This window comes from Shewanella sairae, from assembly GCF_023283535.1.
GTDB lineage: Bacteria > Pseudomonadota > Gammaproteobacteria > Enterobacterales > Shewanellaceae > Shewanella > Shewanella sairae.
In genome coordinates this window covers 22,235-40,274 of sequence record NZ_JAKILT010000053.1, presented here as the reverse complement: position 1 = coordinate 40,274, position 18,040 = coordinate 22,235, and the positions used below count along the sequence as shown (strand labels likewise).

Here is an 18,040-nt window from a genome sequence, read left to right as displayed (position 1 = left end):
TTAAATAGCTGAGCCAATCAATTCGTGCTAAAGGCTAACAACACACATTGTAGGTCGGCATTTATGCCGTCAAATTTAGCGATAAAACCATAAACCTGATGGGCTAAAGCCCAACCTACTAGAAGGCTTGAGTATTTAGTTGGTTGCATGAGAATTTGGTTAAATAGCTGAGCCTATCAATTCGTGCTAAAGGCTAACAACACACATTGTAGGTCGGCATTTATGCCGACAAGTTTAGCGATAAAACCATGAACCTGATGGGCTAAAGCCAACCTACTAGAGGGCTTGAGTATTTAGTTGGTTGCATGAGAATTTGGTTAAATAGCTGAGCTAATCAATTCGTGCTAAAGGCTAACAACACCACATTGTAGGTCGGCATTTATGCCGACAAGTTTAGCGATAAAACCATGAACCTGATGGGCTAAAGCCAACCTACTAGAGGGCGCATGAGAATTTGGTTAAATAGCTGAGCTAATCAATTCGTGCTAAAGGCTAACAACACACATTGTAGGTCGGCATTTATGCCGACAAATTACCCCCATGAAACCATGAACCTGATGGGCTAAAGCCCAACCTACAAAAAAAGGCAAAACAGTATCACTGTTTTGCCTTTTTTGTTGCTGACTGATGGCTAACGCCTACTAAAGCAAAGTTAGCGGAGTCGCGTTACATGCCGATTGCGCTTTTAACACGCTGACCGTAGTCACTGTCTGCAGCGGTAAAGTGCTCTACCATCTTCAGTTTAGTGGCTTCGCTTACTACACTTAATGTACCAGCGATGTTAGCAATCAAGCGCGCTTTTTCATCTTCTGGCAGTAGACGATACAAATCACCAGCTTGACTGAAATCATCTTGGTCGTAACGACTGTAGCGGTCAGCTTCGCCATCTAAACGCAGTGGTGGCTCAGCAAATTGCGCTTGGTCTTGTAAGCCATCAAAGCTGTTTGGTCCGTAGTTTCTGCTTGCATCACCACCTGTTTGGCTACCAGAGAATGGACATTGTGTACCCGCCATTGCTCCGCCACGCTGATGATGATTAGCCGTTGTTGCATGTGGGCAGTTAACAGCTAACTGGTTGTAGTTGGCACCAATACGGTAGCGTTGAGCGTCAGCGTAAGCGAATAAGCGTGCTTGCAGCATCTTGTCTGGCGATGCCCCTACACCTGGTACCAAGTTGCTTGGCGCTAATGCCACTTGCTCAACTTCTGCAAAGTAGTTTTGCGGTAAACGGTTTAGCTCTAACTCACCAATTTCAATCAGTGGATAATCGGCGTGTGGCCATACTTTGGTAAGGTCAAACGGGTTGATCTTGTAAGTGTTAGCCTCTGCTTCTGGCATGATTTGCACTTTTACAGCCCACTTAGGGAAGTTACCGTCGGTAATCGCTGCCACCATATCGCGCTGTGACGAATCAGGATCAATACCTTTAAGGATATCCGCCTGCTCAGCAGTTAAGTTAGCAATACCTTGCTTAGTCTTAAAGTGGAACTTCACCCAGAAACGCTCACCTTCTGCATTCCAGAAAGAGAATGTGTGTGAACCAAAACCATGCATTTGACGGTAGTTAGCTGGGATACCACGGTCTGACATCAATACTGTCACCTGATGCATAGCTTCTGGATTTAGTGCCCAGAAGTCCCACATTGCATGTGGATCTTTCAGGTTTGTCTGTGGATTACGCTTCTGCGTATGGATAAAGTCTGGGAACTTAATGCCATCACGTAAGAAGAACGTCGGCGTATTGTTACCTACGATATCGTGATTACCACGAGTCGTGTAAAAACGTAGACCAAAGCCACGCGGATCGCGCTCTGCATCAGCAGAACCCATTTCACCACCTACAGTTGAGAAACGGACAAAGGTTTCAGTTTCTTTACCAACACCATTGAAGTGGTCAGCAATCGTGTACTCACTCATATCACGGGTCAGGGTGAACTTACCGTAAACGCCGGTACCTTTAGCGTGCACGATACGCTCAGGAATACGCTCGCGGTTAAAATGCGCAAGCTTCTCAATAAGGTGCCAATCTTGTAATAATAATGGACCACGCTCGCCTGCTGACAGTGAGTTTTGGTCATCGCTGATTGGTGCGCCATTTTGTGCGGTAAGAACTCGGTTTTGCTGACTCATAATATTACTCCTCAATCTTGGTTAGATTCCAACCAAGTTTCGATTAAATCAAATAGGGTGGCCATGGTTTATCCTCTATCTTCGATACGCTATGGCAACGCGGTACTCACCGCTTGTCGATGTGATAAGAATAGACGCTGTATCAAAAACAATAAAACGATTAAATCAGATAAGCTTAAACTGAATTGTAGATTGAAAAACCATAATGAAATCGAGCTGAATAAACTTCAATTCAATTAAGAGCTTGCAGAGTAGTGTTGAATTAAATTAACAGTATTGATGTTAATCAATAAACGAAATGTTCAGATTTAATCGCCAACAAGTTTTGAGTTTGTGAGTTTTAAATGCTAGAAAATTACAATTTTTTGATAATAAAACAGAGGATAAAGCCAAAAATGAGAGTTTTAACTCTATTTACTTTTGTTAAAAAAGGGAAGAATGAGTCGTTTCTTCCCTCAACTGGCTATTTTTTACAATTCTGTGGTGTTGTTAATTTGTGATTCCGCTTTATAAAGCTTCACTAAGTAATAGGCGTCAATCAGCACAATAAAGAAATTCACCAGCGCAACCGGAATAGCATCAATAGCTAAGCCATAGGCCACAAATAGCGCAGCGCCAATAAGATTCCACCAACGCAGCTTTTTAATGTTGGACATCATCAGCGAGATAGCGACAACTACTGACGCCAAATATCCAACCCATTCCCATATTGTTGCGTTATCCATAGCTTCCTCCTACTTTGCTCTCATGCTTTATCCGAGCAGTTTTTAGTCACAGTATTCACTGAGTCCAACAACAGATACTCGAAACATGACTTTATTATGATCAAATAATCACCAATAAAACAGGGGGAAACAAACAAATTACAGCGACAAATGCGATTTAGCCTCTAGTGAAGGCAATTAGCGCTTTACTACCGCCGCCGTCATGCGTGAGATACAGCATAACTCACCCGCACTATTATGAATCAGCACTTCCCATACTGAGCTGCGCTTACCTAGATGCACAGGCTTAGCCGTGGCGGTTAATATGCCATTACGTGAAGCTTTGAGATGGTTAGCATTGATCTCTTGGCCTACACAGTAGTAGTTTTCAAAGTCGACTGCAAAGTTAGCCGCATAGCTGGCAACCGTTTCTGCCAATGCCACATTTGCGCCGCCGTGGACAATGCCTAATGGATTATGGATAGCTGGTGATGCGGGCATAGTCGCTACCATATAATCGTCACCAATCTCGGTAATGGTGATCCCCATCGTTTGCATCAAGGTGCCTTTACCGTGCATTCCGGCATCCATCTTAGCGCAGATCTCAAGCGTTACTGGCTTAAACCAAATCGACATTTCTTTTTCCAAAAATACTATTAGTGCAACTAGTCTACTTTGTCTGCAAAGATCTTTAAACCTATCAAAATCTTGCTTGGCTGTTTTAACTTTAGAGTGGGAATAAAAAGTAATAGGGATATAGGCAGGATAGATATCATGTAATGAACAGAAACAATTCAGCCCAAACAGCAGGTTTGCTATTTGGGCTGAATAGGCGCGCGACTAGGCTTAGTATTTTTTGTTGATAACGCTGGGCGTCCAACTTAATGTGCCTAGCCGCGGCCATAGGGTAAAACGTTACACTTACAACAGAGCACTATCTAATGGCGTGCAAGATACCCAAGTAAACTTAAGCGACCATTAATCGCGATTAAAGAAGTTCTTCAACTGCGTCTAATGTGAGCTTAATCATGTCATTTAGTGTTTGCTGACGCTCTTCTGCCGTTAAATGCAGACCTTGGCGAATATGATCAGTTACTGTCATCATTGCTAATGCATTAGCGCCAAACTCAGTTGCAACACCGTAAAGGCCAGCCGCTTCCATTTCGACGCCTAAGATGCCGTACTTTTCCATCAGGTCGTAACGTTTTTCATCTGCGCAATAGAACAGATCAGACGTATACAAGTTACCTACATGGTAGCTAGCACCTAACTTTTCAGCTGAGTCTGCAGCACGCTTTAACAAGTTAAAGTCTGCAATCATGGCAAAATCTGTATTAGCAAAACGGGTTCTGTTAACGCCAGAATCAGTACTTGCGCCCATAGCAATAACCACGTCCATCAGCTTGATTTTGTCGCTGATTGCACCACATGAACCGATACGAACAATGTTCTCTACACCATATTCAGTGATTAGCTCTTTCGCGTAAATAGAGATTGATGGCACGCCCATACCAGACCCCATCACGGAGATCTTTTTGCCATTATATTCGCCGGTGTAACCCAACATGTTACGCACATCAGTCACAAGCACAGCGTTTTCTAAAAAGTTGTCAGCGATGTACTTAGCACGTAGCGGATCGCCAGGCATTAGAACAGTTTTAGCAAACGCGCCATTTTCGGCATTGATATGTGGAGTCATGATATTTCCTCAAAAATTGAGCCGTTGTTTGCGCTAGAAAACGACGGCTCGATATAAAAATATAAATATTTCAAGCCAGACTTACAGGCACATTAACCCGCTAAGCTGTATAGTAAACCTGCAATGGTACCGCTCATTAAGTTAGCTAGAGCTGCAGCGATTAACGCCTTCATACCCAATGCACTTAAGTCGTGTCGACGTTCAGGGCAAAGCGCCGCTAAACCACCAATTACCATAGCCAGCGAACCAATATTGGCAAAACCACAAAGAGCGAAACTAATGATAATTTGAGTTTTTTCAGATAGCTGGTCAGCCACTTTTAAGAAGTCTATATAGGCAACAAACTCGTTAATCACCATCTTTTGGCCAATAAACGATGCCGCTTGTGTTGCTTCGCTCCAAGGTACACCCATCACCCAAGCAAGCGGTGCAAGTAGGTAACCTAGGATAGCTTGCATGGTTAAGTCTTCAATGCCGAACCAGCCACCAATACCACCAAGCATGCCGTTAACCATAGCAATAAGCGCAACGAATGCTAACAACAATGCCGATACAGACAATACTTGCTGCATACCCATGGCAGCGCCGCCAGCGGCAGCATCAAGCACGTTTGCAGGTTTGTCTTCTACATCGTCCATTACTTTTTTGATGTCGTTGGTTGGCGTTTCAGTTTCTGGCCACATTAGTTTAGCAAACAGCAAACCTGCTGGAGCCGTCATAAACGCTGCGGTTAGCACGTATTTAACGTCAACACCCATTTGGATATAACCAATCATGGTACCGCCAGCAACTGACGCTAAACCACCGGTCATTACCGCGAATAACTCAGAACGAGTCATATGTTTTACGAAAGGACGCACCATTGATGGCGCTTCAATTGGACCAACAAAGATGTTAGCCGTTGCCGATAATGATTCAGCGCGGCTAGAGCCCAGTAGCTTAGATAAGCCGCCCCCGATAAGGCCAATAACCAGCTGCATAATGCCAAGATAATAAAGTACGGCAATTAATGCGCTAATAAATACCACTACGAATAGCACGTTAATCACAAAGATAAAGCCAACACCAAACTTAGCCAGATCGCCAAACAGGAAAGTTAAACCTTCGTTAGCATAACCAATCACGTGCATCACGCCATTAGATGCGCCATCAAGCACTGCCTGCCCCATTGGCACATACATAACAAAAGCGCCAAAAGCCACTTGGAATGCTAATGCACCTAATACTGTTCTAAGGTTAATTGCTTTTCTATTTTCTGATAGGGCGACCGCTAATCCCATAAGACATAGCATGCCGAACAAACTGATGAAAACTTCCATACATTTATTACCGTTAAAATCTTGATATGAGCGCAGTGTATACAGGCACAACTTTGCTGCAAGAGATTCGGCAAGTTTTAGCATAGATAAATTGTGATTTTGAGCAGCATTTAAACATCTGGCTCACTAACACCAAAAAGATCAACTTAAGCAAAACTGATTGCGATCAAAAATCAAACCTAACGCAAACCAGCACTCACATAAATTAACATTAGCAAGCCGTGATAAATCAAATTATAAGAGTATTAAAACTCGCCAAGAAGTGAATCTTTAGATCAAAAAACTACACTTTAGAAAGTTTATAACCTAACAAAATAGACCCTAGTCGATATATTTGAGGCCAAAACAAGGTTTAGGCGAAATATCAGCTAGTCGTCGCTATGATATTAGTAACAATGAAGTATTAAACGGATATTAAAGCAAGCGTATCAAAGGGATAAATAAGCAGGCCATCTCATTATTTAGCAATAAAGATTAGATAGGCCCGCTATCGCTGTTGGATACCAAGCAGCATAAATAAAATATAACTAGTGACTTAGAGAGAAAAGCTCAAGGTGCGTTTCAAATGATTGTGCCCAGCGCAACAGTTCGACCCTATTTCGCGCTTGAGTTTTACGGAATATCGACGAGATATGCGCCTTAACAGTGTGTTCGCTAATACTTAATTTAGTCGCGATTTCTTTATTTCGAGCCCCACTAGAAACCAACTGGATAATGGTTTTTTCGCGCTTAGTGAGTAGCTCTATTGCCTCACAGCTCTCGGAGGATAGGTTGTTAGGCACTTCAACCTTACTAATTAAATGGCGCACAGTCTTACTTAATAACGGGCGATCAAACCAAAGCTCATTAACCAGCATTTTGCGCAAACCGGTTAACAGCAAATCCATTCGCTCATCTTGAAACAACAAACCGCTGATCCCGCCGAGTAAAGCCGCCTCGCCGTTCAATCCGTCGCGGTCAACTTGGTACAAGGCAACAGGCACATGTTTAACTAATTGAGTCGCCACCAAAGGAATACCGTTACTGTCGAGTGCCGCGCCTTGCTGCGAAACTAAAAAAAAGCAATTACTGTTAGCGTTTGCTTCTAGCTGGTCCACATTCGAGACCACCCGAGTTTTCAATCCAATTGAGTCCGCAAGTATTGCTAAGTGGCAAGGAGATGCCACCTGATGCAGGAAGACAACCTCGTCAATTTTACTCATCACTTTTCTCCCTGAAAAGTTCTACCATTCCGCTTTATAAAGCCAACTTACACTGTGCTTAAAATGCACATGCTAGCTTCTTCTATCCATAGAAATGGTTACAGCGTTAAATTAATGATTTACGCACACCGCTTAGACGATGCGCGTAAAGTATACAGACTATCCACACAAGATGCAGTACTCGTGCTTCTGCTAACTCAACAAGATTGCTTATTCAGCTAATTTTTGGCGCAATTGCTTATCGTGTATACGCCCGAGTAAAATTACTGACGCAATAGCACCAATCAATGCCATTGCCATATCTGATTGCGTGTCCCACACGTAGCCTTGGGTTCCCAAGAACGCTTCGGCATCTTCACCGGTTAGCTCTGCAACCCACCATTCAATCAACTCATAAAAAGCAGAGAAGGCTAACGCAAAACAAACCGCTAAGAAATTACACCAAGCGCCAACTTTTACCACGCTAAGGCGAATAAACACTTCACGGGCTAATAACGCCGGGATAAAACCTTGAGCCAAATGTCCAACCTTATCGTAGTTATTACGACCACCGCCGGTCCAATCTGCAATCCAATCAAACAGCGGCACCTCAGCATAGGTGTAATGCCCACCAACCATTAAAATCACGCAGTGAATCAAAATAAGTACGTAAGCCAAACTGGTGAGCGCAAAACTTTTACGGGTGAAGATTAAAATAGGTAAGGCAATAATTGCCGGCGCCACTTCTAAAAACCAAGTAAATTGATCTTTAGGGTTTATCCCTGACCAAATTAATACGGCAAAGAATACCACTAGCCACGCGATGCTTTTATGCAAAATAATGTCCTCATATACCATATTGTTCTAAATTAAGAACAAACACTTTAGCCATCTAGCCCTCCACAGGCGCAAAAAAAAGTGCTACTTTGTTACCTCTGTTACGCTTTCGAACTCTCGAAGCAAATTTCGGTTGTCGAGGCTTTACAGTCCTTAGTACATTGACAGTCTATACCCAAACCACTCCTACAACGTAGAGTTTAGTCGTCTCTGCGGTGGCATTAAGTATACATAATACATATAAACTAAAAGGGTACATAAATCATGGCGAAACATTCGCTGGACAAGGATAAAATTAAGATCCTGCTGTTGGAAGGCGTCCACCAATCTGCGGTAGATGTGTTTGAACGTGCTGGTTACACCAATATTGAATATCACAAAGCGTCACTTGCTGAAGACGAGCTTCTTTCAGCGGTAAAAGATGCACATTTCATTGGTATTCGCTCCCGTACCCAATTGACTGAAGATGTATTGTCCCGCGCTGAAAAATTAGTTGGCATTGGTTGTTTCTGTATTGGCACCAATCAAGTCAGCCTTAAAGCAGCTGAAAAACTAGGTGTGCCTGTATTCAACGCCCCGTTCTCTAACACTCGTAGCGTAGCCGAATTAGTATTAGGCGAAATTATCATGCTGCTACGTGGGATCCCAGAACGTAACGCGCTAGCTCACCGCGGCGGTTGGCTAAAAAGCGCCTCTGGCAGCTATGAAGCTCGCGGCAAAACCTTAGGTGTGATAGGTTACGGCCATATTGGTACTCAGCTAGGTATTTTGGCTGAAACATTAGGTATGCGAGTGATTTTCTTCGATATCGAAGACAAGTTACCACTAGGTAACGCTCAACAAGTGCATTCACTACAACAACTATTGTCTATTTCTGATGTAGTCAGTTTGCACGTACCTGAGACACCACAAACTAAAAACATGATTGGCTTTGAAGAGTTAGCCAATATGCGTAAAGGCAGTATTTTAATTAATGCTTCACGCGGCACAGTAGTCGACATTGATGCATTAGCGGCATCGCTAAAAGAAAATCACCTTGCTGGCGCGGCAATCGACGTATTCCCGGTTGAGCCTAAGTCAAATGACGATGAGTTTATCAGCCCACTACGCGGCCTAGATAACGTGTTACTCACACCTCATGTAGGTGGCAGTACAGCTGAAGCCCAAGAAAACATTGGTATTGAAGTTGCTGGTAAGCTGGCTAAGTACTCTGATAATGGTTCGACCATGACAGCAGTTAACTTCCCTGAAGTGTCGCTAGCGCAACATACAGGCACATCTCGCTTGTTGCATATTCACCACAACCGCCCAGGTATTCTAATCAAGATTAACTCGGCGTTTGCAGAGAAAGGCATCAACATTGCTGCTCAGTATCTACAAACTACCGCTGAAATTGGTTATGTAGTGATGGAAGTCGACTCAGATCAAGCTGATGAAGCCTTAGTTGAAATGCAGGCAATTGAAGGGACGATTAGAACCCGTTTACTTCACTGATTGAAGCTATAAACCGGATGCGTTAGCACCAACCTAATAGCACGTAAAATAAGGCCGTATAAATCAGTTTATACGGCCTTTGTTTTTATCTACTGCGACACAAATTGTTTGAGCTACTGCGCTTGCACGCTTGGAAATTAGCGGTACAATCATTGTCCTTACTTGATTTAATTCTTGGACTCTCAGATGACGCTGTCAACTTCTCAGCCTACTTGGTCTCTTAACGACCCACAGCCAGAACTGCTTTTTGCTGAACTTTCACACTTAGGCTTAATGTCTGTCACAGGTGAGCAAGGTCGCAGCTTTATTCACGGCCAAGTGACCACCGATATTAGCTCACTTGAAAATGACCAATGGCGTTGGGGCGCACATTGTGATCCTAAGGGTAAAATGTTGGCGACCTTTAGAACCTTTGCCAAAGATGACACCCTATTCTTAATGATGCCAAAAGACACCTTGGCATTAGACCTACCACAACTGCAAAAGTATGCCGTATTTAGCAAAGCTGATTTAGCCGACGTCACTGACTCTTGGTTACTCCTAGGAGTGGCCGGCGAGCAAGCAAAGGCTTGGCTAACCACACAGTTTGGTGAGCTTAATGCTGAACTCACCTTGATTGATAATGGCGTAATTATTCATGATAACGGTCGTTATATCTTGGCTATCGACCAAGCACATGCTGATGCATTAGTGGCTAAAATCGAGCAACCTATCTTTGATGCAAGCGCATGGCAAGTACTGGAGATTCTAGCGGGTTACCCAAATATTGCCGCTGCCCACCAAGGCCAATTTGTACCGCAAATGTGTAACGTGCAGGCAGTTAATGGCATTAGCTTTAATAAAGGCTGTTACATGGGCCAAGAAACCATTGCCCGTATGAAGTATCGCGGCGGTAATAAGCGTGCCCTTTATATTGTAACTGGTCAGGTATCGTTGCCATTAACCAGTGAAAGCCAGCTTGAAATTGCGTTAGAGGATGATGCTGGTTTCCGCCGAGCTGGAACCATTATCGAAAGCACTCAGCGTGATGGCCAAGTATTGCTAACTGCGGTATTGGCTAACGACACAGAGCTTGATGCAAAATTAAGAATTGCCGGTGATGAAGCTTCAATTTTAAGCCTTATTGCACTGCCATACTCGCTAGAAGAACAAGACTAAGCTGCAATTAATACCTGACTTCTGTTAGTTAATAAAAAAGGCGCTTAATGCGCCTTTTTGCTAACTCATACAAAGTTATGCTGATTCAGTAATGCCACTACGTATTTTCGCCATAGCTATCGCGAATTTTTATCGCTTCGTCTACAACTTGCTTAAAATGCACCACGAGCTCTGGATCAAAGTGTTTGCCTGATTCACTCTCAATTAGCGCAACGGTTTCTTCAACTGACCAGGCTTTTTTATAAGGCCGGATTGAGGTTAATGCATCAAACACATCGGCAATAGCAATAATGCGTCCCTCTAGCGGAATATCGGTGCCAGCTAAACCATGTGGGTAACCACTGCCATCCCATTTTTCATGGTGACTAATTGCAATTCTGCGTGCCATTTCTAGTAATGGGTCACTATGTTCACCGAGAATTTCTGCTCCAATTTCAGCATGTCGTTGCATCTCAATCCATTCGTCTTCATTCAGCTTATCAGGCTTTTTTAAAATTGAATCTGGCGTGCCAATTTTACCAATATCGTGCATCGGAGCAGCATTATAAATCAGCTCGCAGTATTGCGCCGGTAAACCAGACTCAATAGCCAACAAACGAGCATAATGACTCATCCTTACCACATGTAAGCCTGTTTCATTATCTTTATACTCGGCTGCGCGACCAAGGCGGCGAATAATCTCAAAGCGGGTTTGTTCAAGCTCTTTGGTACGAGCCTTAACTTCTTGTTCAAGCAACCGCTTTTGGTCATATAAGGCTAAGTGTGTTTTTACCCGAGCCTTAACAACCGGAGCACTAACTGGCTTGGTTATGTAATCGACAGCACCAAGCTCAAACCCTTGAGTTTCATCAGCAACCTCAGTCAATGCGGTTACAAAAATCACTGGTATATGGCTTGTTAGTGGATCTTGCTTTAGCTGCTTGCACACCTCATAGCCATTCATTCCCGGCATCATCACATCAAGTAAAATTAAATCCGGGCTAGATTTCGCAGCCTGCAGCAAAGCTCTTGGACCATCAATAGCCACCTTCACCCTATAATCAGGTCCAAGTATCCCTACCAAAATATCTATATTTGCAGGGGTATCATCAACAACCAGTATAGTGGCCTTATCCATTCAAACTCCTCTTTATTCGCTCCCCAGGCCCTATCGTGCACTACCTAGCACCACTAAAAACCTGGAGTTATTTACGAATAATCACCGTAGTCAATTATTTAATATCACTAAAAATTGATTTTAATAAATCAATTGCTTCGTCAAATTGATAACTGTTAACCAAATTAATAGCCATTTCAACTTGCAAGCCTAAGGGGGCAGGAACATGCTGATGAACGTAGCGGATCTTTTCCACAGCATCGGCGTCACCCTCCTCAAGCGCTACGAATAGCTCCTTTATCACCGTGATTAACTGCGTATCACTAAATGAATCTTGCGTATCAACGATAGGTTTCTCACTGGTAATGGCGTTAAGTGTTAAGTCTGTTTTTCCACTTGCGTCTATTTCATCCGCGATTTGCTCTTGTTGCTCCACTAACCGCTGCCAGTCAGCAATAGCCTTACCAATTGAACCAACCAGTTTAGCGAGTTGCTCAAGTTCTTCACTGATGTCAACATCGGTTTCGTTCGTTAACTGCTCTTCAATGTGCCTCGCAAGCTCTACCAACTTTGGCGAACTTAAATTCCCAGCAACACCTTTAAGTGTATGCGCATGTAATATTGCATCTTCGATTTTACCCTGCATAAGTGCAGAGCCTATTCTATCTGCAACATTTAGCTTGCCTTGATAGAACCTCTCAAAAATCCTGCGGTACAAACGCACGGAGTTTTGTACCAACTGCAAACCTTTATCTATGTCTATCTCTGGGTGCTGCGGCCAAAATAATACTTGTTGCTCATTACTGGCTCCAAGTTGATAGCGCTCAGTGTCTGTAGATTTGGGGGCGCCCAGATAGCTCAGCAAAGTCGAATATAACAAAGAGACTTCGATTGGTTTTGCAATGTGATCATTCATTCCCGCGCTAAGGCACATCTCTTTATCACCAGCCATTGCATTAGCAGTCATCGCGATGACAGGTAAATCAACCAAATTTGGCTGAAGCCTTATTTCTCGTGTTGCTTGATAGCCATCCATAACCGGCATCTGACAATCCATTAGCACGATATCAAAGCTTTGCATCGTAAGCTTCTCTAGGGCGACTTGGCCATTTTCAGCAATCGATACCACCATGCCTGCCTGCTCTAGAAATTCGCAGGCAATCTCTTGGTTCATATCATTGTCTTCCACTAATAAGACACGCTTGCCTTTTAATTGCGACAACAAATGTTGATTAAGAACGACAGCATTTCGTCTGACAGATACAGCAGCTTTTTTACCGAGCGATGACATAATGCCATCGAGCAACCGTGAAGCACTTATAGGCTTAGGGATATAACCGGCAATACCGCTATCAGTCATTTTAATTGTCAAATCTTGACTTGCGTGCGCAGATACAATCAAGATCTTCGGCGGCTGACTTTGGTTAGCTATAATTTGCTTGGCTGTTTCTAAACCCTCCACTTCAGGCATCTGCCAATCGATAAGTGCGACAGCATAATCTTGGATTTTACATGCCTCAATGGCTTCGAGGCCACTTTTGGCCACATCAACTTCAAAGCCCATATTCTCAAGCGTTGTACGAAGAATATCTCGAGCAGTTTCACTATCATCAACAACTAAAATACGTTTTCCTTCAACATCGTGTTCGACTTTTAACTGCTTTTCATCTGCAACCTTTAAGCTCACACTAAAGTAAAAAGTACTGCCATTACCAAACTGGCTCTCAACACCGATTTCACCGCCCATTAGCTCGACTAACTGCTTGCTAATTGCTAGCCCAAGCCCTGTTCCGCCATAACGGCGTGTGGTAGATGTGTCTGCTTGGCTAAATGACTTAAACAGCTTATTGCGCTGCTCTTCCGTTAAACCGATACCGCTATCACGTACACTAAACTTGAGCACAACCTGCTTGCCGACTTGCTCTAGTTGGCTTATCGATAGCAGTACTTCACCTTGCTCAGTGAACTTAATCGCATTATTCATTAAATTAATAAGCACTTGGCTTAAGCGCAGCGGGTCACCTTCAAGGTGCCTTGGAATATTAGGCGCAACCGCAAACAATAACTCTAACTGTTTATCTGCGACCTTGCTTGAGAACATATCGCTAAGATCTTCAAGCATGGTGTCGAGCTGGAATGGCACAGATTCGATATCAAGCTTGCCTGCTTCAATCTTAGAAAAATCAAGAATGTCATTAATAATCCCAAGCAGAGACTTAGAGGCGCGGTCAATTTTTTGTACGTAATTTTGCTGCTTAGAGTCCAAATCAGTCTGCAAACAAAGCTGAGACATGCCAATAATGGCATTCATCGGTGTGCGAATCTCATGGGACATATTTGCTAAAAAGTCACTCTTAGCCTTGTTAGCAGCATCTGCAATGTCTTTTGCTTGACTCAACTGCTGAGAAACTAACTTTAACGAGGTGATATTCGCCATAGACAACACAAAAGAACTTAACTTGCCCTCTGAGTTTTGTAACCGCGTTAAGCTTAGATCCATCCACATACACTCAGATGCCTGGTTGACTAGACGTACCTCAGTGGTGATACAGCCATTGCCATTCTCGCTAAGCTCATGAAACAATGCCCGCGTAGCGCCTCGATCTTCATCAAACTGATAATCAAAAAAGGAACGACCAATGACCTCATCGGCACCAACCTGTAAATAGAGACTAAATTGCTCGTTACAATCTAGTATCGTGCCTTTTTCATCTACATTTACAATGCCAATGCCAGCGTTATCAAATAATGCCCTAAAGTGCGCTTCTCGCTCCTCTAATTCTTTATCAACCTGTTTACGGTCTGTAATATCCATCAGATAGCCGTTCCAGATGATACTGCCATCATTTTGAAGGTCGCCATGAGCCCCCGCTTGCAACCAACGCGTATCACCTACTGGGTGCTGGTACCTAAACTCTTTAGTCCATTTCATCCCCTTACTACTTTTGCCCGACAGAGCTTGGATAATATCGGCACGATCTTCGCTCACGATACACTCTGCAACCAAGTCAAAGTTATTAAGCACTTCGTTTCGATGAAAACCTAGCGTTGTAATACAGGCGCTGGATAAAAAGGTAAACTGACTCGCAGAGTCATCATGCCAATGCATTTGGTATACGGTACTAGGGATAGACTCTGTGATTGTTTCTAATTGACGCTGTGAAGCAACGATGACTTCTTGTGCCAACTTACTACTGGTAATGTCATGAATACTACCATCGAACCATAGAGCCGTTGCGTTATCATCATAAATGGCTTTACCTTTTTCTTGAACCCAATGGATACTTCCGTCTCTGTGTTTGATACGGTATTGCACTTCAAAACTCTTTTGCTCTAGTAGTGCCTCTTCAATAATGCTATTAACCAAAGGGACATCTTCTTCGACCATAATACTCTTATAACTACGGGTACTATTTTCGATAAAGTCTGATGCAGGGTAACCACTAATATTACTGATGTTATCGCTGACATATTCCATCATCCATAAATCACCAATACTCGTTCGATAAACCACGCCTGGTATATTGGCGACAAGTCCACGGAAACGATTTTCACTGTCTTTTATTTGCTGAGCGATGGCCAGTTCCACTGTAATATCTCTAACTGTAGCAGCGACTTGCTGCTCTCCATCCTCATTTTTTGGCAGTAAACCAAGGCTAATCTCAACAGGAAACTCCGTGCCATCAGACTTCAACCCCATTGAGGTAGATCCCATATTAAGGCCCATTTTTCGATCACGGCCTTCAGCAATAAACTGCGTACGTTGTTCTGCATGCCCACCACGATCAGCCTCTGGTACTAGTTCATCGACTGAGAGCGTCTTCATCTGTTCTTCATCATAACCAAACAACTTTTGACACCGGCTATTACTAAAGACTAACTGACCGCGCTCTCCAACGATCAATATCGCCTCGGGAGCAGACTCCAACACCGCATTGGACCAAGCTGCAGCACTAAATTGTTCACTAACATCACTAAACAACACCTCAACTGATAGCACTTCCTGATTATCAGATAGTAAGGGCTGCATAAACACATCTAAGCGCCTAAGCTTCCCTTGACCATCCACCATCTCAACTTGATGAGGAGGCACCTTTTCACCAAGTAATGCTTGATCCATATATTGCCAATTAAGTTCATTAATTGGGTTACCAGAAAACATCCTTTGATACTTTCTTTTCAACAATTCAGGTGTAATACCGAGTACTTTTTCAACACCAGCACTCACTTGCCCCAATAATCCATCAGGATACACAGAGCAATAAAAAGACTTGTCACTCATGCCATCAATCAATTTGGCAAACCGGTTACCACTAGAGTCAAGCAGGGCAGCCTCCCTTTGCTCCAGCACTTCAGCCATATCATTGAATTTGTTTGTGAGTGTGACTATCTCACTTGTCGCGCCGACAGGTTTACTAATTCGTTTGGTGTCTCCGGCCCCAAAAGCAACGATCCCCTTTTCTAAATCTTCAATCGGTCGGGTAAGTCGTTTTGCAGTAAGGTAACCTGTTATAAGCAATAAAATAGAGAGTAAAGATAGGGTTGAACCTAGCGAGGAAATGGCATTCAATAGCTCAACATACAGTAATTGATCTGATGTCAGGATAACTACGCGCCAATTAAGTGCAGGTACAACAGCCATACTCGCAAGGTATTTTCCCCCATTCATATCCTCAATACTTGCATACCCCTGCGTGCCAGCATCAACGAGTTCTAAAAATGCCTGATTACCTTCGGTACTCGTTAACCAATGTTCAGCGGCTTGCCCAAGCAACAAGTTTTTATCATGGTGATAAATCATCTGCCCCATATCATTAATGACCACGACATTGTCTGCTGCGGTGTTGAGTATTTTGGGGATTTGGCTTAAGGCTAAATCAACGGTTACAACACCAAGATAAGGCATATGATCACCAAATGAGTGCGCGTAACTGACCATTAACTCATTACCACCGCCGGCATCAAAATAGGGGGGAGTCCAATATCCATTATCGTTATTGATCGCTTGGCTCCACCAGTCCCACTCGCCATTAGCGTAATTATAGCCTTCAGAGCCAATATCAAGTGTGAGTATTTTATGTCCTTGACGATATGCATAAGGTGCAAATATTGATTTATTTGCAATGACATTTTCGCGGAAAGCTATCGTATTCCCATAAAAGTCTTCATGCCTTTCTAACCGGCGAATTAGCAACAACTTCAACCTTTCTTCATCAGGCGTCATACCTTGATGACTGGCTTCAGTCAGTAAATCAGCAGTTGAGCGAGTATCTGTTTCAGCACTTGTTAACAGATATTGCAAATGCAAAGCCGCATTATCAGCATTTTGTGCTAATTGGGCGTAAATATCTTGTTTTTCATTTTGGTAAGCCAGCCAAGCATTGACTCCGAATACCATTGTCATTATGGCGATCAAGGGTAAGGCTATTTGGGCTAATATTCTGCTACGAAAGGTGCGAAGTTTGCTCATATCCCGGTTCCAATATATCTGGGAGATTTAAATAGATAAGGTGGCTGTTTATCATAGTTCAGCATCTCTTAAGATCTAAACCTAGGTTCGATCAATTCAAGAGCGAGTAAACTGATATTTAACCACTGATACTGTAAGTAAATACACAATGTTGAGAATTATAAATTCTAACATAAACCCAGCTTGATAGTTTATCAAATGTATAGCTTACTCTTAATTAGGTATTCATATGCCAACAATGAATTTATCGAGATCTAATTGACACATAAATACGTATACTAGAACAGAGTCGTTCTGTGCAGTAATACTCAAGGACTAAGAATGATGACAGGGGGAAGTCATGAGTAACGCTATAGTGAATTTGCGCCAGGTATCAAAAGGCTTTAATGATGGTGACAAATATCACCAAGTACTCAATGAAATTAACCTCTGTATAAACCGCGCTGATACCGTGGCTCTGACCGGCCCGAGCGGCAGTGGCAAAAGTACCCTACTCAATATCATCGGCGGCTTTGAATTTATTAACCAAGGTGAGTTACTGTTAAATTCAAGCAACACCGCAAACTGGCAAGATACGCATTGGAGCCAATTTAGACGTCAACATCTAGGTGTGGTATTCCAACAATTCAATCTCTTAACGCCATTAAATGTTCGCAACAACATCGCCTTTTCACTGCGCTTAAACCAGCAAAGGTGGACTCCTTGGTGCGACTACCTCATTGAACAGCTCGGAATCAAGGATGTGATAGACCGCAATGTTGAAACCCTGTCCGGCGGTCAGCAACAACGCGTAGCCATTGCTCGTGCCCTTGCCCACAAACCACAGCTGTTATTAGCCGATGAGCCCACTGGTAATTTAGATGAAAAAGCCGGTCAGCAAGTGATGGCATTATTGACTCTGCTTGCCCTTGAGTCACAAACCAGCATTTTAATGGTCACTCATAGTAATGAG

The 18,040-nt window shown here is 43.2% G+C and carries 11 protein-coding genes and 1 pseudogene; 3 read left to right on the top strand and 9 right to left on the bottom strand.

Going from position 1 to position 18,040, the window contains the following annotated elements:
• Positions 1 to 666: 666 nt before the first annotated feature.
• From katB to L2748_RS18485, 7 genes are all read right to left on the bottom strand, one after another.
• A complete protein-coding gene (gene katB / locus L2748_RS18515) occupies positions 667 to 2,130 on the bottom strand; it encodes a catalase KatB (RefSeq protein WP_220783369.1) in 1,464 nt (487 codons plus the stop codon).
• A 470-nt stretch (positions 2,131 to 2,600) separates the two neighbouring features.
• On the bottom strand, positions 2,601 to 2,855 hold the full coding sequence (locus L2748_RS18510) for a YgjV family protein (protein ID WP_220783368.1): 255 nt from the start codon (positions 2,853 to 2,855) through the stop codon (positions 2,601 to 2,603).
• A gap of 177 nt (positions 2,856 to 3,032) precedes the next feature.
• Positions 3,033 to 3,470 carry a PaaI family thioesterase gene (locus L2748_RS18505; protein WP_220783367.1) on the bottom strand — a complete coding sequence of 146 codons (438 nt, stop codon included), beginning with the start codon at positions 3,468 to 3,470 and terminating at the stop codon, positions 3,033 to 3,035.
• A gap of 352 nt (positions 3,471 to 3,822) precedes the next feature.
• Positions 3,823 to 4,536: a purine-nucleoside phosphorylase gene (deoD, locus tag L2748_RS18500; RefSeq protein ID WP_220783370.1), complete on the bottom strand. Its 714-nt coding sequence runs from the start codon at positions 4,534 to 4,536 to the stop codon at positions 3,823 to 3,825.
• Positions 4,537 to 4,625: 89 nt separating this feature from the next.
• Complete coding sequence (locus tag L2748_RS18495) at positions 4,626 to 5,852, bottom strand: NupC/NupG family nucleoside CNT transporter (RefSeq protein WP_220783366.1); 1,227 nt, start codon at positions 5,850 to 5,852, stop codon at positions 4,626 to 4,628.
• A 527-nt stretch (positions 5,853 to 6,379) separates the two neighbouring features.
• Positions 6,380 to 7,054, bottom strand: coding sequence for a helix-turn-helix transcriptional regulator (locus L2748_RS18490; protein WP_220781935.1), 675 nt, complete (start codon positions 7,052 to 7,054; stop codon positions 6,380 to 6,382).
• A gap of 210 nt (positions 7,055 to 7,264) precedes the next feature.
• Positions 7,265 to 7,870, bottom strand: a complete 606-nt coding sequence (locus tag L2748_RS18485; protein WP_220781934.1) for a DUF2238 domain-containing protein — start codon at positions 7,868 to 7,870, stop codon at positions 7,265 to 7,267.
• Between the two features lie 264 nt (positions 7,871 to 8,134).
• On the opposite strand from L2748_RS18485, the gene serA reads away from it, so the two are divergent.
• The gene (serA, locus tag L2748_RS18480; protein WP_220781933.1) at positions 8,135 to 9,364 is read left to right on the top strand and encodes a phosphoglycerate dehydrogenase; all 1,230 of its coding nucleotides are present in this window, start codon (positions 8,135 to 8,137) and stop codon (positions 9,362 to 9,364) included.
• 186 nt (positions 9,365 to 9,550) lie between these two features.
• Complete coding sequence (ygfZ, locus tag L2748_RS18475; protein ID WP_220781932.1) at positions 9,551 to 10,522, top strand: tRNA-modifying protein YgfZ; 972 nt, start codon at positions 9,551 to 9,553, stop codon at positions 10,520 to 10,522.
• Positions 10,523 to 10,619: 97 nt separating this feature from the next.
• On the opposite strand, the gene L2748_RS18470 is transcribed toward ygfZ, so the two are convergent.
• Together L2748_RS18470 and L2748_RS18465 are read right to left on the bottom strand one after the other, a co-directional pair.
• Positions 10,620 to 11,639: an HD domain-containing phosphohydrolase gene (locus L2748_RS18470; RefSeq protein ID WP_220781931.1), complete on the bottom strand. Its 1,020-nt coding sequence runs from the start codon at positions 11,637 to 11,639 to the stop codon at positions 10,620 to 10,622.
• Positions 11,640 to 11,733: 94 nt separating this feature from the next.
• Positions 11,734 to 17,088 (bottom strand): PAS domain S-box protein, encoded by a 5,355-nt coding sequence (locus L2748_RS18465; RefSeq protein WP_220781930.1) that lies wholly within the window; start codon positions 17,086 to 17,088, stop codon positions 11,734 to 11,736.
• Positions 17,089 to 17,428: 340 nt separating this feature from the next.
• On the opposite strand from L2748_RS18465, the pseudogene L2748_RS18460 reads away from it, so the two are divergent.
• A pseudogene (locus L2748_RS18460) lies at positions 17,429 to 17,950 on the top strand (ABC transporter ATP-binding protein); the annotation flags it as partial.
• Between the last annotated feature and the right edge of the window lie 90 nt (positions 17,951 to 18,040).

What these genes read in the sequence shown, in the direction of transcription:
- L2748_RS18505 (WP_220783367.1), bottom strand. Translation starts at nt 3,470, where the DNA reads ATGTCGATTTGGTTTAAGCCAGTAACGCTTGAGATCTGCGCTAAGATG.
- ygfZ (WP_220781932.1), top strand. Translation starts at nt 9,551, where the DNA reads ATGACGCTGTCAACTTCTCAGCCTACTTGGTCTCTTAACGACCCACAG.
- serA (WP_220781933.1), top strand. Translation starts at nt 8,135, where the DNA reads ATGGCGAAACATTCGCTGGACAAGGATAAAATTAAGATCCTGCTGTTG.
- L2748_RS18490 (WP_220781935.1), bottom strand. Translation starts at nt 7,054, where the DNA reads ATGAGTAAAATTGACGAGGTTGTCTTCCTGCATCAGGTGGCATCTCCT.
- L2748_RS18470 (WP_220781931.1), bottom strand. Translation starts at nt 11,639, where the DNA reads ATGGATAAGGCCACTATACTGGTTGTTGATGATACCCCTGCAAATATA.
- katB (WP_220783369.1), bottom strand. Translation starts at nt 2,130, where the DNA reads ATGAGTCAGCAAAACCGAGTTCTTACCGCACAAAATGGCGCACCAATC.
- L2748_RS18465 (WP_220781930.1), bottom strand. Translation starts at nt 17,088, where the DNA reads ATGAGCAAACTTCGCACCTTTCGTAGCAGAATATTAGCCCAAATAGCC.
- L2748_RS18510 (WP_220783368.1), bottom strand. Translation starts at nt 2,855, where the DNA reads ATGGATAACGCAACAATATGGGAATGGGTTGGATATTTGGCGTCAGTA.
- L2748_RS18495 (WP_220783366.1), bottom strand. Translation starts at nt 5,852, where the DNA reads ATGGAAGTTTTCATCAGTTTGTTCGGCATGCTATGTCTTATGGGATTA.